This window comes from Agathobacter rectalis ATCC 33656 (assembly GCF_000020605.1).
In the GTDB taxonomy this organism is placed as follows: domain Bacteria; phylum Bacillota; class Clostridia; order Lachnospirales; family Lachnospiraceae; genus Roseburia; species Roseburia rectalis.
Map to the genome: position 1 here is coordinate 1,837,556 of NC_012781.1, position 22,945 is coordinate 1,860,500.

At 42.2% G+C, this 22,945-nt stretch carries 21 protein-coding genes and 1 tRNA gene; 3 read left to right on the plus strand and 19 right to left on the minus strand.

The annotated features are described in order from the left end of the window. Positions 1-85 precede the first annotated feature (85 nt). A tRNA-Glu gene (locus EUBREC_RS08790) sits at positions 86-157 on the plus strand. Between the two features lie 461 nt (positions 158-618). Here the strand turns inward: EUBREC_RS08790 and galE are convergent. Beyond that, on the minus strand, positions 619-1,635 hold the full coding sequence (gene galE / locus EUBREC_RS08795) for a UDP-glucose 4-epimerase GalE (RefSeq protein WP_015516548.1): 1,017 nt from the start codon (positions 1,633-1,635) through the stop codon (positions 619-621). 110 nt (positions 1,636-1,745) lie between these two features. Between galE and EUBREC_RS08800 the strand changes: the two genes are divergently transcribed. Next, positions 1,746-2,585: an AraC family transcriptional regulator gene (locus EUBREC_RS08800; RefSeq protein ID WP_012742789.1), complete on the plus strand. Its 840-nt coding sequence runs from the start codon at positions 1,746-1,748 to the stop codon at positions 2,583-2,585. 62 nt (positions 2,586-2,647) lie between these two features. Here the strand turns inward: EUBREC_RS08800 and rplT are convergent, their stop codons facing one another. The 4 genes from rplT to EUBREC_RS08820 form a co-directional block, all read right to left on the minus strand. Next, positions 2,648-3,004: a 50S ribosomal protein L20 gene (rplT, locus tag EUBREC_RS08805; protein ID WP_012742790.1), complete on the minus strand. Its 357-nt coding sequence runs from the start codon at positions 3,002-3,004 to the stop codon at positions 2,648-2,650. Between the two features lie 31 nt (positions 3,005-3,035). Beyond that, positions 3,036-3,233: a 50S ribosomal protein L35 gene (gene rpmI, locus EUBREC_RS08810; protein WP_012742791.1), complete on the minus strand. Its 198-nt coding sequence runs from the start codon at positions 3,231-3,233 to the stop codon at positions 3,036-3,038. Between the two features lie 21 nt (positions 3,234-3,254). Next, positions 3,255-3,749, minus strand: coding sequence for a translation initiation factor IF-3 (gene infC / locus EUBREC_RS08815; RefSeq protein ID WP_012742792.1), 495 nt, complete (start codon positions 3,747-3,749; stop codon positions 3,255-3,257). Between the two features lie 212 nt (positions 3,750-3,961). Continuing rightward, the gene (locus tag EUBREC_RS08820) at positions 3,962-5,092 is read right to left on the minus strand and encodes a bifunctional chorismate mutase/prephenate dehydratase (RefSeq protein ID WP_012742793.1); all 1,131 of its coding nucleotides are present in this window, start codon (positions 5,090-5,092) and stop codon (positions 3,962-3,964) included. Positions 5,093-5,232: 140 nt separating this feature from the next. Here EUBREC_RS08820 and EUBREC_RS08825 point away from each other — a divergent pair, with 140 nt between their 5' ends. Next, positions 5,233-6,225, plus strand: coding sequence for a DUF5050 domain-containing protein (locus tag EUBREC_RS08825; protein WP_012742794.1), 993 nt, complete (start codon positions 5,233-5,235; stop codon positions 6,223-6,225). A gap of 56 nt (positions 6,226-6,281) precedes the next feature. Here the strand turns inward: EUBREC_RS08825 and EUBREC_RS08830 are convergent, their stop codons facing one another. From EUBREC_RS08830 to EUBREC_RS08895, 14 genes are all read right to left on the minus strand, one after another. Next, positions 6,282-7,583: a chitobiase/beta-hexosaminidase C-terminal domain-containing protein gene (locus EUBREC_RS08830; protein WP_012742795.1), complete on the minus strand. Its 1,302-nt coding sequence runs from the start codon at positions 7,581-7,583 to the stop codon at positions 6,282-6,284. Between the two features lie 36 nt (positions 7,584-7,619). Beyond that, entirely contained in the window at positions 7,620-8,459 is an 840-nt protein-coding gene (folD, locus tag EUBREC_RS08835; RefSeq protein WP_012742796.1) for a bifunctional methylenetetrahydrofolate dehydrogenase/methenyltetrahydrofolate cyclohydrolase FolD, read from the minus strand. A gap of 8 nt (positions 8,460-8,467) precedes the next feature. Next, positions 8,468-10,138 (minus strand): formate--tetrahydrofolate ligase, encoded by a 1,671-nt coding sequence (locus EUBREC_RS08840; RefSeq protein WP_012742797.1) that lies wholly within the window; start codon positions 10,136-10,138, stop codon positions 8,468-8,470. Between the two features lie 19 nt (positions 10,139-10,157). Further along, complete coding sequence (locus EUBREC_RS08845) at positions 10,158-12,989, minus strand: DNA translocase FtsK (RefSeq protein WP_012742798.1); 2,832 nt, start codon at positions 12,987-12,989, stop codon at positions 10,158-10,160. Positions 12,990-13,333: 344 nt separating this feature from the next. Then, on the minus strand, positions 13,334-14,788 hold the full coding sequence (gene glgA / locus EUBREC_RS08850) for a glycogen synthase GlgA (protein WP_012742799.1): 1,455 nt from the start codon (positions 14,786-14,788) through the stop codon (positions 13,334-13,336). Positions 14,789-14,828: 40 nt separating this feature from the next. Next, positions 14,829-15,557, minus strand: coding sequence for a YebC/PmpR family DNA-binding transcriptional regulator (locus tag EUBREC_RS08855; protein ID WP_012742800.1), 729 nt, complete (start codon positions 15,555-15,557; stop codon positions 14,829-14,831). Between the two features lie 49 nt (positions 15,558-15,606). Then, positions 15,607-16,518, minus strand: coding sequence for a hemolysin family protein (locus EUBREC_RS08860; protein WP_012742801.1), 912 nt, complete (start codon positions 16,516-16,518; stop codon positions 15,607-15,609). A 14-nt stretch (positions 16,519-16,532) separates the two neighbouring features. Then, the gene (locus EUBREC_RS08865) at positions 16,533-16,880 is read right to left on the minus strand and encodes a type II toxin-antitoxin system PemK/MazF family toxin (RefSeq protein ID WP_012742802.1); all 348 of its coding nucleotides are present in this window, start codon (positions 16,878-16,880) and stop codon (positions 16,533-16,535) included. Between the two features lie 78 nt (positions 16,881-16,958). Beyond that, positions 16,959-18,089 (minus strand): alanine racemase, encoded by a 1,131-nt coding sequence (gene alr, locus EUBREC_RS08870; protein ID WP_012742803.1) that lies wholly within the window; start codon positions 18,087-18,089, stop codon positions 16,959-16,961. Continuing rightward, on the minus strand, positions 18,079-19,581 hold the full coding sequence (locus EUBREC_RS08875) for an NAD(P)H-hydrate dehydratase (RefSeq protein ID WP_049757232.1): 1,503 nt from the start codon (positions 19,579-19,581) through the stop codon (positions 18,079-18,081). Before EUBREC_RS08875 ends, alr begins: the two co-directional genes overlap by 11 nt. 2 nt (positions 19,582-19,583) lie before the next feature. Next, positions 19,584-20,225: a hypothetical protein gene (locus EUBREC_RS08880; RefSeq protein WP_012742805.1), complete on the minus strand. Its 642-nt coding sequence runs from the start codon at positions 20,223-20,225 to the stop codon at positions 19,584-19,586. A 12-nt stretch (positions 20,226-20,237) separates the two neighbouring features. Beyond that, complete coding sequence (locus tag EUBREC_RS08885; RefSeq protein WP_041254076.1) at positions 20,238-20,876, minus strand: redox-sensing transcriptional repressor Rex; 639 nt, start codon at positions 20,874-20,876, stop codon at positions 20,238-20,240. 172 nt (positions 20,877-21,048) lie between these two features. Next, positions 21,049-22,257 (minus strand): NADP-dependent isocitrate dehydrogenase, encoded by a 1,209-nt coding sequence (locus tag EUBREC_RS08890; RefSeq protein ID WP_012742807.1) that lies wholly within the window; start codon positions 22,255-22,257, stop codon positions 21,049-21,051. A gap of 13 nt (positions 22,258-22,270) precedes the next feature. Then, positions 22,271-22,930: a GntR family transcriptional regulator gene (locus EUBREC_RS08895; protein ID WP_012742808.1), complete on the minus strand. Its 660-nt coding sequence runs from the start codon at positions 22,928-22,930 to the stop codon at positions 22,271-22,273. Positions 22,931-22,945: the final 15 nt, after the last annotated feature.

Below are 22,945 nucleotides of genomic sequence, written 5' to 3' on the forward strand. Positions count from 1 at the left end.
GTATAATAGCACTATCAGAAAAAAAAATCAAGTTTTTTTAAAAAAGTACTTGCTTTTTTTGAAACTCCATGATAGTATAATACACGGTTCGTTGGTCAAGCGGTTAAGACGCCGCCCTCTCACGGCGGAAACACGGGTTCGATTCCCGTACGGACTGCTTACTGATATTTATTTAATTAAATACAGCCCAACCCGAAAGCATCGCATTTATGCGATGTTTTTTTATTGTTGTTGACACCGGACGCACCCGTAGCACCAAAATGCACCTTGCATGCGCTAACGCTACGCTGTCAAGATACTGTACGAATTATGCTTTTCAGGCTCACTTTGCTTGACGAAAACGTCGAAACGCGCCGTCCATGGCGCGGTTCTCCTTGACTTGCCTTCCATGGCAAGTCATTTCTGTGTTTCATAGGCATAATTCTACAGTATCTAAACAGCTTCGCTAGTCGCTTATGCAAGGTGCATTTTGGTGCTACGGGTGCGTCCGGTGTCTATCCACGCTATGATAAATATTTCCGTCTTAAAGTAAAATTGCCTTGGGGCATTCCGTTTACCACAGAATGCTCCAAGGCATAAATATTTTAAGTATAAGCCTGAATTAAAAATTAATCATAATTAATCATCATATCCGTTAGGATTGTTCTTCTGCCATCTCCATGAGTCGGCACACATCTCCTTAATACCATACTGTGCTTCCCAGCCGAGCTCTCTCTTGGCCTTTGATGGATCACAGTAGCATGTAGCAATATCGCCAGGTCTTCTAGGCTTTATTGTATAAGGAATCTTAACACCTGTTGCAGCCTCGAAATTCTTTACGATATCAAGCACACTGTAGCCGTGTCCTGTTCCAAGATTGTAGATGCAAAGACCTGCATTCTCCTCAATTTTCTTTAAAGCCTTGACATGTCCAACCGCAAGGTCAACTACATGGATGTAATCTCTCACACCTGTTCCGTCAGGAGTATCATAGTCATCTCCGAATACTCCAAGCTCTTTGAGCTTGCCTACTGCCACCTGTGTGATATAAGGCATGAGGTTGTTTGGAATACCGTTTGGATTCTCACCCATTGTACCGCTCTTATGAGCTCCGATTGGATTGAAGTAACGAAGAAGAATAACGTTCCACTCATTATCTGCCTTATAGATGTCCATAAGTATCTGCTCAAGCATAGACTTTGTCCAGCCGTATGGGTTTGTACACTGTCCCTTTGGACACTCCTCTGTGATAGGAATCTGTGCAGGATCTCCGTATACTGTAGCTGATGAAGAGAAAATGATGCTCTTGCAGCCATTCTGTCTCATCACATCAACAAGTGTAAGTGTTCCTGCAATATTATTGTTATAGTACTCCCAAGGCTTTGCCACAGACTCTCCTACTGCTTTGAGTCCTGCAAAGTGAATACAGCTATCTATCTTTTCTTCCTTAAAAATCTTATTTAAGATGTCTCTGTCAAGGATATCTCCCTTATAGAACTTTACTTCTTTGCCTGTAAGAGCCTTAACTCTGTCAAGTGACTTCTCAGAAGAATTTGAAAGATTGTCAAGTACTACAACATCGTAGCCTGCATCAAGAAGCTCCACACATGTGTGGCTTCCGATATATCCGGCTCCACCAGTAACTAAAATTGCCATAATAAATATCTCCTTTTCATTTTTGTTAAATTTATTGTAGCGCATTTGCTCATTTTTGTATAGAATAAAATGTAGAAGAAATATGTAAAAATGTTGTAAAGGTAGGCAATATGAATAATAAATACAAAAATTCCTATATCGTAAAAGAAAAAGAGCTTGTATCTCTGTCCGTATATAACGTAGGCTTCCAGAGCTGTGATAGCCTGTATCAGTGGGGCCCCGGTATCAGAGACCATTATCTGATTCACTATATCATAAGCGGTAAAGGCCGCTACACTGTAAATGGCAGTGTTCACACATTAACTCCCGGTGATGCGTTTCTCGTATATCCAAATACCGAAGTGATTTATCAGGCTGATGCGCAAGATCCTTGGGAATATACCTGGGTAGGCTTTACCGGCAGCGATGCTGCAACCATTTTAAGAGCCACTGATTTCACAAAAGCGCATCCATACATACACAGTGTATCAAACGGAAACGAAATCAAAAGACAGCTCATGCATATATACGACGCCAGAGGCACAGAATTTGAAAATGCACTCGAAATGACCGGGCGACTCTACACCACCCTCGCTCTTTTTGTCAGTGCCGCCACATCAAAGCCGCCGCAAAACAGTGCAAACTCCTATGTACAAAAGGGCATCGAATACATCTCCGCCAACTATTCATACCCTATCACCGTTGAGGATATTGCATCATATATAGGCTTAAGCCGAAGTCACCTGTTCCGTTCCTTCCAGAGCATCCTCGGTGTATCGCCAAAGGAATATCTGACCGATTTCAGAATCAAACAGGCATGCTATCTGCTTAAACACTCCTCATTGTCCATCACAGCAATTGCAGGCTCTATAGGGTTTGATAACAGCCTTTATTTTTCAAAGACCTTTCATAAAATAAAAGGCCTTTCGCCTAAGGAGTATCGCAGTAAATACAAAAAAGCTCAAGAATAAAAAAAAGCTGCCGGGCTTCACATGAAGCCCGGCAGCTTTTTCATATATCTCTTTATGCTAAACTAAGCAAGCTTAGATTTAGCAACCTCTACTAATTTAGCAAATCCTGCTGCATCTGTAACAGCCATATCAGCTAATACCTTACGGTTAAGGTCAACGTTTGCTAACTTTAAGCCGTGCATGAACTGGCTGTATGAAAGTCCGTTGAGACGAGCTGCTGCGTTGATACGAGCAATCCATAACTGACGGAACTGTCTCTTTCTCTCTTTACGTCCAGCGTATGAGCTTGTAAGTGCTCTCATAACTGACTGCTTTGCTACTCTATACTGCTTAGATCTAGCGCCTCTATAACCCTTTGCTAACTTTAATGTTCTGTTATGTCTTTTCTTAGCGCCTAAACCGCCTTTAACTCTTGCCATTTGTTGATTCCTCCTTAACTAATACTACCGATTACATGTATGGTAAAATCTTCTTCATATTCTTAACATTTGTCTCATCTGTCATTGTTGCTTTTCTGAGATTTCTCTTTGTCTTTGTTGTTTTCTTAGTTAAGATATGTCTCTTGTAGGCTTTATTTCTTTTTAACTTTCCTGTTCCTGTAACTTTGAAACGTTTTGCAGCTGCTCTGCTTGTTTTCATTTTTGGCATTGTGTGTTCCTCCTTAAATTGTTATCTCTTTTCTGCCAGCACCATACCGATGCTTCTTCCTTCAACCTTTGGTGCTTTCTCCACTACCGCTACATCTGAAAGATTCTCCGCTATATCATCAAGGATATGTTTGCTTGCATTCATATGAGCCATCTCACGTCCTCTGAATCTGAGTGTGATCTTTACCTTATTTCCTTTTGCAAGAAATTTCTTTGCAGCATTCATCTTGGTATTCAAGTCGTTAGCCTCAATGTTAGGTGAGAGACGAATCTCTTTCAATTCAACGGTCTTCTGCTTTTTCTTTGCATCCTTTTCCTTACGGGCCTGCTCATAACGATACTTACCATAATCAATCACCTTACATACAGGTGGCTTTGCATTTGGTGCTATCTTTACTAAATCAAGTCCTGCCTCGTCTGCAATCTTTTGAGCTTCTCTTGAAGAAACAATTCCTAACTGCTCTCCATCCGCTCCAATCAGTCGAACTTCTCTGTCTCTGATCTGTTCATTAATCATTAATTCGCTAATGGTCTTGTACCTCCATAAAAAATAGTGGATAGGCAGACTATCCACTATACAATCTTCAACACAAATGTTTGAAAATATTAACGCTAAGTCGCGCCATTGCGCTTAGGTGAGAGTGGATACTCTACTTTGTTTTCATACAACTACTAGAATATAGCACAGACAATTTCTGTTGTCAACACTTTTATCTAAATTTCTATAATCTAATATGTACCAAGAATCTTAAGGGCAATTGCCTCTTCCCTTATGCCTCTTAACGCATTCTGCACCGCTGTATCTGTAAAACGTCCTTCAAAATCAACAAAGAACCTGTACTCCCACGCCTTATCAGATATCGGACGAGACTGGATATTTAACATATTGATTCCATTGTATATAAAGTGTGCCAGCATATGATATAGTGCACCACTCTTGTGAGGTGTCTCAAAGCATATGCTTATCCTGTCCGCATCTCTGCGGCATACCCTTTTAGCCGACACAATTATAAACCTTGTTGCATTGTTTTTATTGTTCTGTATGCGGCTCTCAAGCACCTGAAGCCCGTATATATCAGCCGAGATATGGCTAGCTATGCCAGCCTGTGTGATATCTCCGTCATCCTTTACCTTCTTTGCAGAAAAAGCTGTATTCCTGACAGCCACCTGGTTAATATCCTTATGCTCATCAAAAAAATCTGAGCACTGCATAAGCGCCTGTGGATGTGAATACACAGTCCTTATATCAGAAATCTTTGCACCCGGAAGTCCCATCAGACTGTGGTCGATGCGTATAATCTGCTCCCCAACTATATAATTGTCGTATTCAACAAGCAGATCATAGTTTTCAGATACAATACCGGCTGAAGAATTCTCTATCGGAAGCACTGCATAATCAGCCTTTCCGCATTTGATATCCTCCATGGCATCCTTCCAGGAATCCACGTTGTAGCCATTACAGTTCTCGCCAAAGTATGTCTTCATGGCAAGCTGTGAATATGCACCCTCAACTCCCTGAAACACAATCCGTGCATTGGAAAAATCCAGGCTGTCTACCTCAGTAAAGTTTTCCTTCTCCACTATGCCATGCTCAGTCATAAGCTGATACTGCTTCTTTCTACTGGTCGACATAATCTGTTCAAAAAGCTCAACTATACCATGCTTCAAAAACTCATCATCTGCAAGAGACGATAATTTCTCAAGCTTTTCATCCTCTCTCGTCTTGTCAAAGACCTTTTTGCCGGTGGTTATCTTATACTTGGCAACGTGATTTGAGATATCCATTCTTTCCTTATATAATCTGACTATTTCACTGTCTATCTCATCGATAGACTCTCTCAATTTCATTAAATCTTCCATTATTGTCTCCTAAAAAAGATATAATAAAATATTATTACAAATTTTATAGAAAGGCAAGTAATCCTTGAAAGATTTATCATATATAGATATAATTTAGTTAATATCTAAGCATAAATATCAAATACCCTCGGGAGAATTACATGAAAAAATATCTAAAAATAATTATTCCACTAATTTTAATATGCATCACAGGCCTTGTTATATACCATTTTGTATCAAAGGTAAAGCTTAATTCATCCTATGTAAATGGTAATACTGCAGGTAATCTGTACAATGCCGGGCTCTTCTGTGAAAGTGACGGTGAAGTATTTTTCTCAAATACAAACGACAACGGCAGGCTGTATGCCATGAATATTGACGGCAGCAATATACATAAACTGAGCAATGACACAGCCATGTACATAAACGCAGATAAAAACTATGTCTATTACGTAAGAAACAACAATCAGAAAATCACAAGTCAGACCTTCTTTTCATATGACAGGAACAGTCTCTGCCGTATAAAAAGAAATGGCCACGGCTCCACCGTGCTGGATCCTGACCCATGCATCTATGCATCCCTGATAGGCAACTACATATATTATCTGCACTATGACACACAAACAGCTACCTCTCTATACCGCATCAGAATAGATGGAGAAGAAAAAAAGAAAATAAAAAATCACTATCTGTTTACCTGCAACACATCAGACCGGTATTTTTATTATAATAATCCAAAAAACGGACAGCTATACAGATATGACACTGCTTCACAGAGTGAAGCCTTATTCTACGACTGCAACTGCTACAAGCCGGTTGTGCTGGATGACACAAATGTATACTACATGGATGTAAATCGTGACAATGCGATTGTCCATGTCAATATCAACAATCCAAATCCTGTAGTTTTAACGGAAGCCAATATTGAGCATTACAATGTATATGGCAGTCTGATATTCTATCAGCGCGGCGGTGATAATCCGGCACTGTGTGTTGTAAAAAATGACGGCACCGGCTTTAAAGAGCTTGCTAAGGGTGAGTTTTGCAACATAAACGTAACATCACAGTATGTGTATTTCACAGATTTTGTCTCAAACAAAGAGTACTGTACATCCACACAGAATCCGGATACAATAAAGGCTTTACAGCCATAACAGATAATTTCATTAAAAAGAACACGCATGATTAATCAACTCATGCGTGTTTTTTATTAATTCATATAAAATTCAAATCTTGATCTGTATATATCACTGCACTTTCCGGTATTCTGGTCTATCGCAATAACAGAAAGCACATTATTTCCCTCAGGAACAGGTATTGGAGCTGTATACTCTGTTGATGCAGCACTCGGATCTGACGAATCCCAGGTATAGTATACCTTACAATTTTCAGGTACTGTGATTGTAATGTCTGTCTGTGCACCAAATGTACCTCCGTCAGGGTCTATCTCCGGTGCATCCGGTGCCTCAAACTCGATTTCATACTTGGCAGATGCCACCTCGCTTTTGATTCCTCTGTCATCAACCGCAACAGCTGTTATCTCATATGTGCCTTCCTTGTCCAGGGTGATCGGGCTATAATATCTTTCTCCTCTGGTCAAAGGATCATCCGAATCATATGAATAGTATATTTTGGTATCGCTGTCTGCATCTATAGAAAGCTCCATAGTCTCTCCATACTTGCCACTGCTCTTGCTAAACTGCGGTTTAGATACAGTATAATCCGCAAAAAGCTTTAAAACAGATGCATCCTTAGCACTCTCACGCAGCGCAACAATTGCATCATAATCCTTTTTTGATTCATAAATCGAGATAAGCTGCTTATAAGCCTCTTTGCTCTTTGGATCAATATTGATAATTTCCTGATACAGCACAAGAGCGGCATCATAATCCTTCTTCGACATATATATATCAGCCAAAGCAAATCTGACATCTGTATTATCCGAATCAATCGACAAAGCCTTCTCATAATAAGAAACCGCGGAATTTATATTTCCCGCCGAATAAGCTGCCTTTGCCTGCTTCACCTGATAATCAAATGAATTGTCATGTGATCTGCTTACATTACGTGTAATAGCTGCAATAAGTATTACAATTGCTACAGCGCACACTACAGCTGATATAATAATTATCTTCTTCTGCTGCGCTCTCTTTGCCCTCTGTCCGTCAGACTGCGGCTTCTCACACGGTTGTTTCGTCTGAGACTGCTGCTCACCTGTCTGAGCCTGTCTCACTTGCTGCTTTACAGACTGTGACATTCTGTCCGTTTTTTGTCCGTTCCACTGACCGGCACTATGAAGCTGTTCCCTCACCGGATCATCAAACCTGATTGTCCTATCAGACACAGGCTTTGCAGTCTTTTGTCCATCAGTTCGCCTGTCATCATTTCCAACCAGATTATCAAGATAATCATCAAATTCGTTGTAATCAGGCACTATCTGAACCGGATGCCCACAGACATCACAGTACAGACTGCCCGCCTTCAATTCATTACCACAATTGGCACATCTCATACATCTAATCCTCTTACTTATTGTCTAATTGTCTAATTATCTCTTCATAGCCTCAACACAATTGCTCATGAGCATCGCAATTGTCATAGGACCTACACCGCCCGGTACAGGTGTGATATGTGACGCTTTAGACACAACAGAATCAAAATCCACATCACCACACAGCTTATTTTCAGCATTTCTGTGGATTCCAACATCAATGACAACCGCACCATCCTTCACATATGAAGCATCTATAAACTTAGGCTTTCCTATTGCCACTATAAGTATATCAGCATTTTTACATACATCTTTTAAATCCTTTGTATGTGAATGACATACCGTAACAGTTGCATTCTCCCTAAGCATGAGAAGTGACATAGGCTTGCCGACTATATTGCTTCTGCCAACCACAACACAGCTTTTACCATCAATATCTATATTGCTTCTCTTTAAAAGCTGAATGATACCGGCCGGAGTACACGGCAAAAAACCAGGCTTTCCTATAACCATCGCTCCAACACTCTGTGGACTGAAGCCGTCAACATCCTTCTTCGGGTCGATAGCATCAATAACCTTGTCCTCATCGATATGCTTTGGCAGTGGAAGCTGACAGAGAATACCATTTACAGAAGAATCAGCATTGAGCTTTTCGATAAGTTTTAATATCTCATCCTCCGTAGTCTCCTCTGCAAGTTCATACGAAAGCGATTTGATTCCGACATACTCACATGCCTTTTTCTTGTTGCGAACATACACTGATGATGCAGGGTCATTTCCGACCTGAATCACCGCAAGGCACCCCTCGATACCTTTTTTCTTAAGCTCTGTCACTTCTTCCTTAAGCTCATCCTTAATCTGTGTTGAAATTAATTTTCCGTCTATTAGATTAGCCATATTTCCTCCTAGAATAATCCTGTGATCACACCATTGTCATCCACATCAATGCCGTATGCAGCCGGCTTCTTTGAAAGTCCCGGCATAGTCATAATAGAACCGTTTACTGCTACCACAAAGCCTGCACCTGCTGACGCATAAACCTCACGTACGTTGATTTTAAAGCCGCTCGGTCTGCCAAGCTTCTTAGCATCATCAGAAAGCGAATACTGTGTCTTTGCCATACATACAGGGAAATCTCCCATTCCAAGGTCTGTAATCCTCTTAAGTTCTCTCTCTGCTGCCGGAGAATATGTAACACCATCTGCTCCATATATTTCTTTTGCAACAGTTTCAATCTTTTCCTTAAGTGACAGACTATCATCATAGAGCACTTTGAAATTGCTTTCCTTGTGCTCGATTGTTTCAAGTACCTTGTTGGCAAGGTCAATTCCGCCTTCGCCGCCCTTCTCCCATACCTCTGAGAGTGCAAATTCACAGCCTCTTTCTTTACAGAACTGCTCTACAAAATCAGTCTCAGCCTTGGTGTCTGTGACAAATGAATTTAATGTAACAACTACAGGTACTCCAAACTTGTGAAGATTCTCAATATGCTTCTCAAGATTTACGATTCCGGCCTTAAGTGCATCAAGATTCTCTGATGAAAGCTCATCCTTCGGCACGCCGCCATTATATTTTAATGCTCTGATTGTTGCAACAAGTACAACTGCATCCGGCTTAAGCCCTGCCATACGGCACTTGATATCAAAGAACTTCTCTGCGCCAAGATCTGCGCCAAAGCCTGCCTCAGTGATAACATAGTCTGCAAGCTTTAATGCTGTCTTTGTGGCACGGACACTGTTACATCCGTGTGCTATATTGGCAAAAGGTCCACCGTGAACTATTGCCGGTGTATGCTCAAGTGTCTGAATAAGGTTCGGCTTTAAGGCATCCTTTAAGAGAGCTGCCATAGAGCCTGTAGCCTGAAGATCATCGGCTGTGACAGGCTTTCCGTCAAAGGTATATGCCACAATAATTCTTCCAAGTCGCTTCTTTAAATCTGCCATATCATCGGCCAGGCAGAGTATTGCCATAATTTCAGATGCTACAGTGATGACAAAATGATCTTCTCTGACCATTCCGTCCATCTTGCTTCCAAGACCAACAACGATATTTCTAAGGACACGGTCATTCATATCCATACATCTCTTCCATACAATCTGGCGTGGGTCGATACCAAGCTCGTTTCCCTGCTGGATATGATTGTCAAGAAGTGCCGCAAGCAGATTGTTCGCAGATGTAATTGCATGAAAATCTCCTGTAAAATGAAGATTTAAATCCTCCATTGGGACAACCTGTGCATATCCGCCACCGGCTGCTCCTCCCTTGATACCAAAGCAAGGTCCAAGTGACGGCTCACGAAGTGCGATAAGTGCTTTCTTTCCCAGGCGTCCAAATGCCTCTCCAAGACCTACGCTTGTGGTTGTCTTTCCCTCTCCTGCAGGAGTCGGGTTTATAGCTGTAACAAGTATGAGCTTTCCGTCAGGATTTTTCTTTGTGCGATTGATAAGCTCATCAGAAATCTTTGCCTTATACTTTCCATAAAGCTCTAAGTCATCCTCTTCAATCCCTATAGATGCTGCTACATCCTTGATTGGAAGCATTGTAGCTTCCTGTGCGATCTGAATATCTGTTTTCATTTTTCTTTGCTCCTTTGTGTTAATTATTCTCTAATATAGTATCTAATTCCTCTTTAGTCACCAGAACCTTGCGGGGCTTTGTCCCCTCCTCAGGTCCCACTACACCGGCCTCTTCGAGCTGATCCATGATGCGGGCCGCCCTGTTGAAGCCAATTTTAAGGTATCTTTGAAGCATTCCAATTGAAGCCCGTTCCTTATCTGTGATAATTGACGCTGCCTCCGCAAAGTAAGAGTCCCTGCCATCATCCGTGTTTTCCACATCTGAAATGGTAACGGTTGTATTTGTCGTATCATTCGACAGGCTCTCCATCTTTTGTGCCACATCATTACTGTACTGTGCATTCTCATTATTTTCAATAATAAATTTCACAATATCGGAAACTTCTTTATCTGAAACGAATGCGCCCTGTACTCGAAGGGGCTTCGGAACACCCTGTGGGTCAAATAACATATCTCCCTTTCCAAGGAGCTTTTCCGCACCATTCATATCAAGTATGGTACGACTGTCAACACCGCTTGTAACCGCAAATGCGATACGGCTTGGCATATTCGCCTTGATGAGACCTGTAATAACATTAACAGAAGGCCTCTGTGTAGCTATAATCAGATGTATACCGGCTGCTCTCGCAAGCTGTGCCAGCCTGCATATTGCCTCCTCTACATCCTTTGATGCGACCATCATAAGATCTGCAAGCTCGTCCACTATAATGACAATCTGTGGCATCTTTGGCGGTTTTTCTGTATCCTTGCCATCCATTGCATCAATCATGGCATTGTAACCGTTTATTTCCCTGACACCGCTGTTTGCAAACTTCTCGTATCGGTCTGTCATCTCTGAAACCGCCCAGTTTAATGCTCCTGCAGCTTTTTTAGGATCTGTAACAACCGGAATCATCAGATGAGGTATGCCATTGTATACACTAAGCTCAACCACCTTCGGGTCAATCATAATCAGCTTTACCTCATCCGGCTTTGCCTTGTATAGTATACTCATGATAATTGTATTGATACAAACTGACTTACCTGAGCCGGTAGCACCTGCAATTAAAAGATGTGGCATTTTTGCGATATCCGTAACCTTAACCTTGCCTGCAATATCTTTTCCCACTGCAAAGGTAATCTTTGATTTGGCATTTTTAAATTCTTCAGACTCCACAAGCTCCCTGAAGGAAACAGCAACACTCTGGCTGTTTGGCACTTCGATGCCCACAGCGGCTTTTCCCGGAATAGGAGCCTCGATTCGTATATCCGCGGCTGCCAGATTAAGCTTTATATCATCTGCCAGATTCACAATCTTTGATACCTTCACTCCAAGCTCCGGTGTGATTTCAAACCTTGTAACAGCAGGACCGCAGCTTATATTATTCACCTTCGCATTCACCCCAAACACATTAAGAGTCTGTTCAAGCTTTGCCGCCGTCTCACGCAGATGAGCCTGCGAATCACCGGTTTTACCCCTGTCAGGAGCCTTAAGCAGATCAACAGTCGGAAATACATACGGCTTCTGCTGGATTGCATTTTCTGCGTCATTTACCGCTATCTGCTCGCTGACTTTTTCAACCTCTTTGGCGAGCTCATCTTTGTCTGATTTGACATTTTTCTTACCTGGCTCTGCTGCAGGTGGTTTTGTCATTACCGCATCTGCAACCGGAGCTGACAATTTTGATTGCAGCTCATTATCTTTTTGTATGTCAAAATCATCAGATATATCAGGCTCCACGCAGCCCGATATAGGTATCTGCGACACATGGCTTGCAGCTGCTGCACCCGAGCCGTCCGGTTTCATGCCATTAATCTGCTGCAGAGTATTTCTGCCAAGCTCATCTGCACTATCACTATCGGCTGTGCCACCCAAAACCGAAACAGGCTCCGATGCCACACCAAAGTCCGGTGTCTGCACTATTTCACCTGCATCCCCTGATGTAAGGCTTGTCGTCTTTTTCTCCTTTATTGCAGGTGAACTCGGGTAATTCTCTATGGTTATCTCACCAAGCGCATCTGTAGCAGCTGCACCTTGTCCAAATATCCCCACATGCGCTGTATCACTACCTGCCATGCCTGAATCCAGCGCGTTTTCACTGCCATCAATTTTTGTATCAAGTGACACGCCCGTTATCTTATTGTCCATCCTTCGGCCGGCACGCTTACTCCTTCTGCCACCTTTTGCAGCCTCCTTTATGTCACTGTCTGTATCATCTGAAGCTAAACCCTCTCTTGTCTGACGCTCTCTTGACTTATACTGCCGATACTCCTGATATCTCTCATTATTCTCACGCGCTGACTCGTATACCTTTCGGCCGCCGTTTCTCATACCCTTCATGAATGATTTACCGGTAATGAGCACAAGACAGATAATCATCACAACTATTGTCACCACGTATGCACCTATAATTCCTACCGCCGGAACTAAAATGCAGCCTATAAGAGCACCTATAAAGCCACCACCTGAATGCCTTTCAACACTGTCAATATATGACTGCACCGGCGAAACCGCGAATTCACCATACACTGCCAGGTACATAAACACACATATAAACCATATGAAAACTATGGTCATAACAAGCTTCATGATAGCATATGAATTGCCCTTATTGGACACAGCAAAAAAGCTGCCCACCAGAAGCACAAGCGGAAAAATATATGCCACCATTCCAAATACACCAAAAAGGAAACCGCTTACTGCGTTTCCCAAATGACCGCCTATTCCAAAATTGCTTATAAATAAAAGGATTGAAACAGCTACTACTATCCAGAGAAATATTTCCTTTTTAAAGGCCTGCTGCCTCTCTATCTGAGCCATTCTCTCCTTTTTTGTCTGTCTTTTTGCTGAGGATTTCTTCCTCGTTGCCATGTAACTAACCTCCGTATTTTGATTTACAGAGTATATAATAACATATTTCTTCTGTTCTGTGTAAATTTTCTAAAGTAATTTTTCGATTTTGTGATTAAAGGGTCAAACGGTATCATCGATGCATGCTTGCATGCAATTCGATGTATACCTTATTGACCCGCACTACACCGAGAAAGTAGCAATTTGCTGTGGGGACGTAGCAAATTAGCGGATTTCGAGGTGGAGTCAGATTACGGGAATGCGTAGCATGTAGTAATCTGATTAATCATAAATGAGGTGCAAAATACCCCGCCATGAATGGCGGGGCAAAATGTTATGCAAAAAGCACAATTTTACAAAATATTTTATTCACCAATAAGGTAATTGTATAATCCCTCATATTTGAACTTGGAAGCATTCCAAGAGAAATCATTGGCCATGCCTCTATCCACAATCTGGTTCCACTCACGCTTCTTATCGAAGAAGATGTGCTTAGAATAATTGATGACTGCAAGCATCTCATCGGCATTGTAGTTTGAGAACGAGAAGCCATCTCCTGAATTCTCATACTCATTGTAAGGCTTAACCGTATCCTTGAGACCTCCTGTCTCACGAACAATCGGAACGGTACCATAGCGGAATGAAATAAGCTGTGTCAGACCGCAAGGCTCAAACCTGGACGGCATCAAGAATGCATCAGCAGCCGCATAGAGCTTGTGAGCCAGATCATCGGAGTAACATATATTTGCCGAAACTCTGTCAGGGTATTTCCATGCATAGTGTCTGAACATATTCTCGTACTGAGGATCTCCTGTACCGATAACAACAAGCTGTGTGAAATCGTCCACGATACCTTCAATAACATGATTGATAAGGTCAAGACCTTTCTGGTCTGTAAGTCTTGAAATAAGACCTATCATATACTTCTTCTTGTCAACCGCAAGGCCAAGATCCTGCTGAAGCTTTGTCTTGTTGTTGAACTTCTTCTTTCTGAAATCGGAAGCATTGTAATTGCAATAGATTCTGCCATCAGTCTGTGGGTCATAGGCATTGTAATCAATACCGTTTACGATACCCTGCATGTCAAAATGTCTGGCACTTAAGAGCCCGTTTAATCCCTCACCGTAGTACTCTGTCTGAATCTCGTTTGCATATGTATCACTGACAGTGGTGATGTAGTCAGCATATACAAGACCACCCTTAAGCATATTTGCGTCCTTCTTGAACTCAAGCTTGTCCGGTGTGAACAGATTGTCTGTAAGACCTGAAACACCCTGTACCCACTCCCTGTCCCATATTCCCTGGAACTTAAGATTGTGGATAGTGATAATTGTCTTGATACCCCAGAAGAATGGATTTGCGGCAAACTCATTCTTTAAGTATACAGGCAGAAGACCTGTCTGCCAGTCATGGCAGTGTATAATATCCGGCTTGAAATCAATAAGCGGGAGCATTGAGAGTACAGCCTTGTCAAAGAATGTATACTTCTCAATCTCAAACTTAGTGTCAGAAGTATATGGAGAAAATCCTGTAAAGAACTCCTGATTGTCAATAAAGTAATATGTAACGCCGTCCTGCTCATATTTGAGCACTCCGACATACTTGTCCTGCACGTATGGACCTGAGCTCATGTAAAAATGGGTAACATACTCAAAATTATTGCGATACTGCTCCGGTATACAGCTATAATCAGGTATTACAACCCTTACATCCCAATAGTTCTTGTCAAACTCTTTAGGAAGTGCACCGCACACATCTGCAAGACCTCCTGTTTTTATAAATGGTACACACTCTGAAGCTACAAATAGAATCTTTTTCATATTCTCCTCCCGCTAAAACCCGTGATATATAATATTTAGTTTACTCTTCCCAATTGTGGTATACTTCCTGGACGTCGTCATCATCGTCAAGAAGGTCTAAGATACGGCCGATATTTGTGATGTCAGCTTCATCTGTTAGTGTGACATATGTCTGTGGAATCATTGTGACCTCTGCCGAAGCCATTGTGATGCCTGCCTCCTCAAGAGCAGCCCTGACTGCATCAAAATCAGCAGGTGCAGTTGTGATTTCGTAGCTGTCATCCTCATCGGCGAAATCCTCAGCGCCTGCATCGAGTGCCTGCATCATAAGATCATCTGCATCCATATCGCACTCTTCCTTGTCGATGATGATCTGACCCTTCTCGTCAAACATGTATGATACACATCCCTGTGTACCGATGCTTCCCTGTCCCTTTGTAAAGGCATTGCGGACATTGGCCGCTGTACGGTTCTTATTGTCTGTAAGACACTTTACGATAATAGCTGTGCCTGATGGTCCATAGCCCTCATATGTAGCGGTCTCATAGTTTACACTGTTGCCGTCTCCTGCCGCCTTTTTGATACCTCTTTCGATTGTATCGTTTGGCATATTGTTGGCCTTTGCCTTGGCAACTACCTGTGCAAGCTTGAAGTTATTGGCAGGATCCGGTCCTCCCTCTTTAACTGCAACTGCGAGCTCTCTACCGATCATTGTAAAGATTTTGCCCTTTGCAGCATCATTTTTCTCTTTCTTATGCTTGATATTCGCAAATTTAGAATGTCCTGACATAATTTGTATCCTCTTTTCTACTTTTAAAAATAATCCATACCTTATAATATCATTTTTTCTCTTCCGGCGCAAGTTTCTTAATCATTACCTGCTTAATCACCTTATCCTCGACGCTCATAACAGAAAATCTGTAGCCATATGCGCTAATCACAGTCTTATCCCCCTCCTCCGGAATCTTATCCGAAAGCGATATGATAAAACCGTTAAGCGTCTCGTAGGCATCATCATCAACAGGCAGTGACAGCGCCTCCTTCACATCGGAAAACTCAGTCATGCCGTCCATTATAAATGTCTCGTCATCATTCTTTCTGATGTAGTTTTCTTCCTCATCGTGCTCATCCTCGATATTTCCGACAAGCTCCTCGAGTATATCCTCCATCGCGATAAGTCCCGATATCTGTCCGTACTCATCCACAACCATCGCAAGATGACTCTTTTTAGACTGCATCTTTTTAAACAGATCATTGATGTTTACCGTCTCGGGTATGAAGTCCACCGGCCGGATAAGCCCGTCTATGTCCTTGATACTGCTGCGGTAAACCTCATTTTTTTCAAAAAATGTAAAAGCATCCTTGATATGTAAGACTCCGATGATACTGTCAACATCGTTTTCATAGACCGGAAAGCGAGATTTGCCGGTATCTATGATAAATTCGATTGCATCGATAAAGGACATACTGCCGTCGAGGCTTACGATATTTTTGCGGTGAGTCATGATATCTTTTACTTCCTTATCATCAAACTCAAACACATTGTGTATCAGCTCTGCCTCAGATGCAAGGATTGTTCCCTGCTCATGCCCCTCCCTGACCATGGAAATAATTTCTTCCTCTGTGACATCATCATTTCCAAGTATTCCATCGAGAGTCTTTTTGTTGTTTTTCATTCCATAAAGCAATACTCCAATACACAAAAGAAGTATCACTACAAGTATTGATAAAATTATAATTGCATATAACATAATGTTTTATTATCCTATGTAATAAGTTCTAAGCTGATTTCAAGCGCCCTGTCTATTTTAAGCAATGTGTCCTCATCAAGATGGCACACCTTATCCTTAAGCCTTTTTTTGTCGATTGTGCGAAGCTGTTCTAAAAGCACAACCGAATCCTTTGCAAGCGCATACTCCTTGCAGGCAAGCTCCACATGAGTGGGCAGCTTTGCTTTATGCATCTGCGAGGTTATTGCTGCGCAGATTACCGTCGGGCTGTGTCTGTTTCCGACATCATTTTGTATTATAAGGACAGGTCTTATCCCGCCCTGCTCTGAGCCTACAACAGGCCTTAAATCAGCGTAATAAATATCTCCTCTTTGAATAATCATACACGAATACACTCCATATTATGGTATACAAAAAGTATCTCCAGATTTTTCGAGTGTATTCTTAAAAGTTACACTTTTTTAGTTTTTGTGGTAGATTCTTGGAACACGCGGTGTGATAAGACATGCAAACTCATAGTTGAACCTGCCTGAAAGCTCACCTAACTGCTCCATAGTGATTGTCTCATCCCCATCTTTACCGAGCAGAGTAACTGCATCGCCTATTTTTACGTCAGGTATGTCTGTCACATCAACCATAAACTGATCCATGCAGACTCTGCCGCATATAGGTGCTTTTTTTCCTTTTATGAGAACCCAGCCCTTGTTTGAAAGTCCTCTTGAATATCCATCACCATATCCCACCGGGACAGTTGCTATCCTCATAGGATGCTCTACCGTAAATGTGCCGCCGTAGCTTATATGCCTGCCCGGCTCAAGCTCCTTTACATAAGCAACCCTGCTGTGCAGCGACATAACAGGCTTTAGGGAGATTTTACTCTTGTCTACCTCCTCTGACGGCCACAGACCATAGAGTGTGATGCCTGCTCTTACCATATCCATATTGCACTCAGGGATTTCTACTATTCCCGCACTGTTTGAGCAGTGCTTAATCGGGATCTCGACTCCTCTTGCCTCAACAAGAGCTATCATCCTCTTAAAAAGATCAAACTGCTCAAAGGCAGGCTCCTTTGACAGCTCATCTGCCCTTGCAAAGTGAGTGAATATTCCCTCTATCATAATATTCGGCAGCTTAGCAATCTGTGCAATAATATCTGCACTTTCCTCTGTCACCTGAAAGCCTATACGGCACATACCGGTATCTATCTTGATATGTATCTTACAGGTTTTATTCTTAGCGACAGCGATACGCGATAGCTCCTTAGCTGTCTCATATGTACATACCGCCGGGCGCACATCGTTGTCCACTATCTCCTCAAACTGCTCCGGGAAGCTGAGTCCTAAAATAAGTATCGGCTTTTTCCTGCCTGCCGCAATAAGCTCCATTGCCTCGTTGCTTGTAGCAACAGCATAGCCCCACAGATACGGAAGCGGCTCCAGTACCTCTGAAACAGCCTCAGCACCGTGACCGTAGCCATCAGCCTTTACGACTGCTGCCATCATTGTCCCCGGCTTTAGCTTATTATGCATCGACTCCATATTATATAAAATTGCATCCAGATCTATATCTGCTCTGATTCTGTTAATTGCCATTTTTTTCCACCTTAATCCAAACTTTATCTAATCCATCAATAATATCACTTGCTATCATACCATAAGAGCCGGTATTGTCAAATACCATATCACCGGCAAGTCCATGAATAAATGCACCGTATGCCGCGGCCTTTTTGGTGTCACGCCACTGTACCAGAAGACCTCCCACGATACCGCTTAGCACATCTCCGCTTCCGGCTGTTGCCATACCGCAGTTGCCGGACAGATTGATAAACTTTTCGCCATCAGCCGCTGCGATAATCGTACGAAAATCCTTAAGCACACAAGTCACATTGTACAAGCATGCAAACTCTCCTGCCACACCGATGATATCCTCCTGTATATCAGCAATGCTCTTTTTCATAAGTCTGGACATCTCGCCCAGGTGCGGAGTCACGATGACAGGCATTTTATGCTCATTAAGTAAAGTCATGTTGTCTGATATGATATTAAGCGCATCCGCATCAATCACAAGAGGTATCTCTGCTGTTTTTAGTACTGTTTCAACTAACATTTTGGCATTATCAGACTTTGAAAGACCTGGACCTATCACCACTGCATCTGCCCACTCAAGCTCTGTCTCAAGCGCTTTAGCTGACGCGATATCAGTACAAAGCAGTGCTTCCGGCAAAGCACATTGGATTATTGAGCGGTTGCACTCCGGCGTTATAATTTTCACAAGCCCTGCTCCGCTTTTGTATGCAGCCTTTGCCGAAAGCACCGCCGCACCGGCCATATCGCGGCTTCCTGCTATAACTAACAGTTTTCCGAAAGTTCCCTTGTTGGAGTGTGCCGGTCTGTTATCAAGTTTCTTTAAATCAGACTCATCAAGAGCCCTTACTGATGGCAGATTACCACAAAAGCTGTGGTCATCTATGCCTATAGGCACCACCTTAACCAGACCGCAATAATCACAGCCCGGCCACAGGAGAAGGCCTGTCTTCTTATAAGAAAAAGTATATGTGAAATCTGCTTTAAAAGTGCATCCCATCACATGTCCTTTATCAGAATCCACTCCCGACGGCACGTCGACCGCCACCCTGTAAGCATCTGTCTTGTTAACGGATGAAATCACATCTGCTAAAGAGCCTTCTATGGCTCGCTTAAGCCCTGTGCCAAACAATGCATCTATTATTACGTCACTTTTACACACACACTCAATATCAGAGACTACCTTAAAGCCATACCTTGCGTATATATTTTTCTGCAGCTCAAAGAGCTCGCTTCCTGCCTCATCTGTGCCAAAAGCATAGTACACCATGCATCTGTATCCGGCCTGATTTAAAAGTCTTGCTATCGCGATACCGTCTCCTGCATTATTGCCTCTGCCACATATCACGGCAAACTCCTTTGATTTATCAAAACATGCAACAAGCTCCCGGACAACACCGGCCGCAGCCTGCTCCATCAGCACCACCGAAGGAACCAAAAAGACCTGTGATGTTGTATCGTCCAGAAGCTTCATTTCATTACCTGTAACAATATATTCCAATATCAATTCCCCTTATTCTCATTGTTTGCATTATCAGTATTTGCATTATTGGCATTGAAAACCATAGGATCGTCATATTCAATATCAAAAAGATCTAAAACCTCAGCGCCAAAAATATCATGAAGATACGAATAAATCTCCCTGTTGTTAATATCTCTGTTCTGTTTTCTGATTACATTTTTCTTAAGTTCAACTCTTATATTTGCAATCCAGTCGTCAATTTCTTTTGATTCCAGTTTATTTTTCTCGATTTTTTCACTGAAGTAATCCATCGACAAAAGCATCAGCCTGTCATTTACAGCTTTTATATTCTTCTGGATTTCAATAAGCTCTCCCTCAATGTTGTCAGCTTTCTCATTTATCTCATCTATAAGCTGCTTATCCTTATCACGATTTTCATCGCCGTCATCTCCCATGTTGGCAACAATATTAGACATAATTTTCGACTTAAGCTTTTTTAAATTCTTAAGCTCATTGTTGTACTTTCCCTGCAGCTTTAACAGCTCATCCAGTTCTTTTTCCGTGGCTGATATTTCGTCAGTCTTACCATGAATGGCAAAAAGTCTGTGCCACTTCTGGTCTAAAACCAGTAAAGGCACCTTTTTTCCTTTTAATGCAGCCTCAAAATCTTTTTTATCATTCATAAGACTCACCCTCTATTTATTTTTGGAGTTTTTAACAATATTATAGCTGAGCTGCATAAGGCTGTCAGACAGATGAACACTCTCCACAACCACATCTTTATTTGGAATTTCAAGATCAACATGTGCAAAATTCCATATAGCCCTTATTCCTAAATCCACAAGCTTTGACGCAATAGAGTCAGCCTTTGACTTTGGCATGGTGAGCGCCGCAATATCCACCCTGTGTGTTCTGCAATACTCATCCAGCTCACTTAGCATAAGGATTGGAATACCTCGCACACTCTTTCCTGAAAGCTCAGGATTTACGTCAAAAAGTGCTGTTATGACAAAGCCAAGCTTTTCAAACTTTACATAATTGGCGAGTGCCTGGCCCAGATTGCCTGCACCGATGATAATTATTCTATGCTCTGTGTTAAGTCCCATTATCTTTCCGATTTCCTCGTAGAGAAACTGAACATTGTATCCGTATCCCTGCTGTCCAAAGCCTCCGAAATTATTGAGATCCTGTCTGATTTGTGAAGCTGTCACTTTCATTCTGTGACTCAGATCGTTTGATGAAATACGCTCCACTCCCTCATCCAAAAGCTCTCCGAGATATCTATAGTATCGTGGCAGCCTTCTGATAACCGCCTGTGATATTTCTTTACTCAAGTCTTATTCCTCCAATCATCAGGATATCATTTCTCTTTTAAAGACAAAAACCCAAGATTAATTATAATTTTTTGAAGGTCATCTGTCAATGTGTTAAGAATTTAACATTCAAAAAATTCATAATTATCCCCGGGTTATATCTTACTTCTAAGGCTAAAAACCAAATTTCAGATTAAATTGTCTTCTCAAGCTCCTCTCTGATTGCCTTGATGAAGCCTTCGCTGTTTAAAACAGTAGGATTTTCAATTGTTGTGATGAGTGCGAGATCCTTTGTCATCTTTCCGCTCTCAATAGTCTTTATGCAAGCTGCCTCAAGCTTGTCTGCAAACTCAGAAAGTGCCGGAAGCTTGTCAAGCTCTCCTCTTTTTCTGAGTGCTCCTGTCCATGCAAAAATAGTAGCTACAGAGTTTGTTGATGTCTCCTCACCCTTTAAATGCTTGTAATAGTGTCTCTGAACTGTTCCATGTGCTGCCTCATACTCATAGTATCCGTGAGGGGATACAAGCACTGATGTCATCATGGCAAGTGAGCCGAATGCAGATGAGATCATATCACTCATTACATCTCCGTCGTAGTTCTTGCATGCCCAGATAAATCCACCCTCAGATTTCATTACTCTGGCAACAGCATCATCAATAAGTGTGTAGAAATATGTAATTCCAGCCTTCTCAAAAGCTTCCTTATACTGTGCATCAAAGATTTCCTGGAAGATATCCTTGAAGGTGTGGTCATATTTCTTTGAGATTGTATCCTTTGTGGCAAACCATAAATCCTGCTTTGTATCAAGTGCATACTTAAAGCAGCTATGTGCAAAGCTCTCGATTGAATCATCCAGGTTATGCTGTCCCTGAATAACTCCCGCTCCCTTAAACTCATGGATTAGCTCTCTTGTCTCGGTTCCATCTTCTGCTGTAAATACAAGCTCAGCCTTTCCGGGACCAGCCACCTTCATCTCTGTTGCCTTGTACACATCACCATATGCATGACGAGCGATTGTAATTGGTTTAACCCATGTCTTTACGTTTGGCTCTATACCCTTTACAACGATTGGTGCTCTGAACACTGTTCCGTCAAGCATGGCTCTTATTGTGCCGTTAGGGCTCTTCCACATCTCCTTTAAATTGTACTCTGTCATTCTGGCTGCGTTTGGTGTGATTGTCGCACATTTTACTGCGACACCGTATTTCATGGTTGCCTTTGCTGATTCAACGGTCACCTGATCATCTGTACGATTTCGCTCCTCTAAGCCCAGATCATAATACTCTGTCTTCAAATCTATAAAAGGTATTAAAAGCTCATCCTTTATCATCTGCCAGAGGATTCTGGTCATCTCGTCTCCGTCCATCTCTACAAGGGGTGTTGTCATCGTAATCTTGCTCATTCTTAAATCTCCTTTACTTAATAAGGTTCTCCCAACCAAGGTGTTCCATATTTTTCTTTGAATTGTTTATATGCTCTCTGGCGCATTTTTCTGCCAGCAGTGCGTCATGATTCTTAATTGCCTCGCATATCTGTTTATGCTCGTGAGTGGAGTTTTTGGCTCTTTTTGTCTCGCCGAGTGTCACCTTTCTCACTCTGCCGACATACTCATGATAGTCCTTTAATACCCTCATAAGCTCCTTGCTTCCGCCGGCCTCATACAGCAGCTCATGAAACCTATTGTCCAGCTCAAGAAGCTTCTTTGCATTGCCCTTTTTCTCGTGAAACTCCGTGAGATAAATATTCTCCTCCATGGCCGCCATGAGCTCGTCCGATATCCTCGTTGCAGCCCATCTGGCACAAAGTCCCTCAAGCAGAGCCCTTATCTCGTATATATCCCTGATATCGTCCGTGGAAACACCCTCCACGAATGCTCCCTTATTGGGGATGATAGACACAAGTCCCTCAAGCTCAAGCTGACGCAGTGCCTCCCTCACGGGCGTCCTGCTCACTCCAAGCTCATCACCGATATTCTTTTCCTTAAGCTCATCGCCCTTTGCAAATGTTCCTGCAAGTATACCATCCCTGATATGATTGTATACTCTGGCACTCAGGCTGTAATTATCATGTGACATGTAATAATCTACCTC

What these genes read in the sequence shown, in the direction of transcription:
- EUBREC_RS08860 (WP_012742801.1), bottom strand. Translation starts at nt 16,518, where the DNA reads ATGTTATATGCAATTATAATTTTATCAATACTTGTAGTGATACTTCTT.
- glgA (WP_012742799.1), bottom strand. Translation starts at nt 14,788, where the DNA reads ATGAAAAAGATTCTATTTGTAGCTTCAGAGTGTGTACCATTTATAAAA.
- EUBREC_RS08825 (WP_012742794.1), top strand. Translation starts at nt 5,233, where the DNA reads ATGAAAAAATATCTAAAAATAATTATTCCACTAATTTTAATATGCATC.
- EUBREC_RS08865 (WP_012742802.1), bottom strand. Translation starts at nt 16,880, where the DNA reads ATGATTATTCAAAGAGGAGATATTTATTACGCTGATTTAAGGCCTGTT.
- EUBREC_RS08830 (WP_012742795.1), bottom strand. Translation starts at nt 7,583, where the DNA reads ATGAGATGTGCCAATTGTGGTAATGAATTGAAGGCGGGCAGTCTGTAC.
- EUBREC_RS08800 (WP_012742789.1), top strand. Translation starts at nt 1,746, where the DNA reads ATGAATAATAAATACAAAAATTCCTATATCGTAAAAGAAAAAGAGCTT.
- EUBREC_RS08820 (WP_012742793.1), bottom strand. Translation starts at nt 5,092, where the DNA reads ATGGAAGATTTAATGAAATTGAGAGAGTCTATCGATGAGATAGACAGT.
- rplT (WP_012742790.1), bottom strand. Translation starts at nt 3,004, where the DNA reads ATGGCAAGAGTTAAAGGCGGTTTAGGCGCTAAGAAAAGACATAACAGA.
- folD (WP_012742796.1), bottom strand. Translation starts at nt 8,459, where the DNA reads ATGGCTAATCTAATAGACGGAAAATTAATTTCAACACAGATTAAGGAT.
- galE (WP_015516548.1), bottom strand. Translation starts at nt 1,635, where the DNA reads ATGGCAATTTTAGTTACTGGTGGAGCCGGATATATCGGAAGCCACACA.
- infC (WP_012742792.1), bottom strand. Translation starts at nt 3,749, where the DNA reads ATGATTAATGAACAGATCAGAGACAGAGAAGTTCGACTGATTGGAGCG.
- EUBREC_RS08855 (WP_012742800.1), bottom strand. Translation starts at nt 15,557, where the DNA reads ATGTCAGGACATTCTAAATTTGCGAATATCAAGCATAAGAAAGAGAAA.
- EUBREC_RS08890 (WP_012742807.1), bottom strand. Translation starts at nt 22,257, where the DNA reads ATGAGCAAGATTACGATGACAACACCCCTTGTAGAGATGGACGGAGAC.
- rpmI (WP_012742791.1), bottom strand. Translation starts at nt 3,233, where the DNA reads ATGCCAAAAATGAAAACAAGCAGAGCAGCTGCAAAACGTTTCAAAGTT.
- EUBREC_RS08845 (WP_012742798.1), bottom strand. Translation starts at nt 12,989, where the DNA reads ATGGCAACGAGGAAGAAATCCTCAGCAAAAAGACAGACAAAAAAGGAG.
- EUBREC_RS08880 (WP_012742805.1), bottom strand. Translation starts at nt 20,225, where the DNA reads ATGAATGATAAAAAAGATTTTGAGGCTGCATTAAAAGGAAAAAAGGTG.
- EUBREC_RS08895 (WP_012742808.1), bottom strand. Translation starts at nt 22,930, where the DNA reads ATGTCACATGATAATTACAGCCTGAGTGCCAGAGTATACAATCATATC.
- EUBREC_RS08840 (WP_012742797.1), bottom strand. Translation starts at nt 10,138, where the DNA reads ATGAAAACAGATATTCAGATCGCACAGGAAGCTACAATGCTTCCAATC.
- alr (WP_012742803.1), bottom strand. Translation starts at nt 18,089, where the DNA reads ATGGCAATTAACAGAATCAGAGCAGATATAGATCTGGATGCAATTTTA.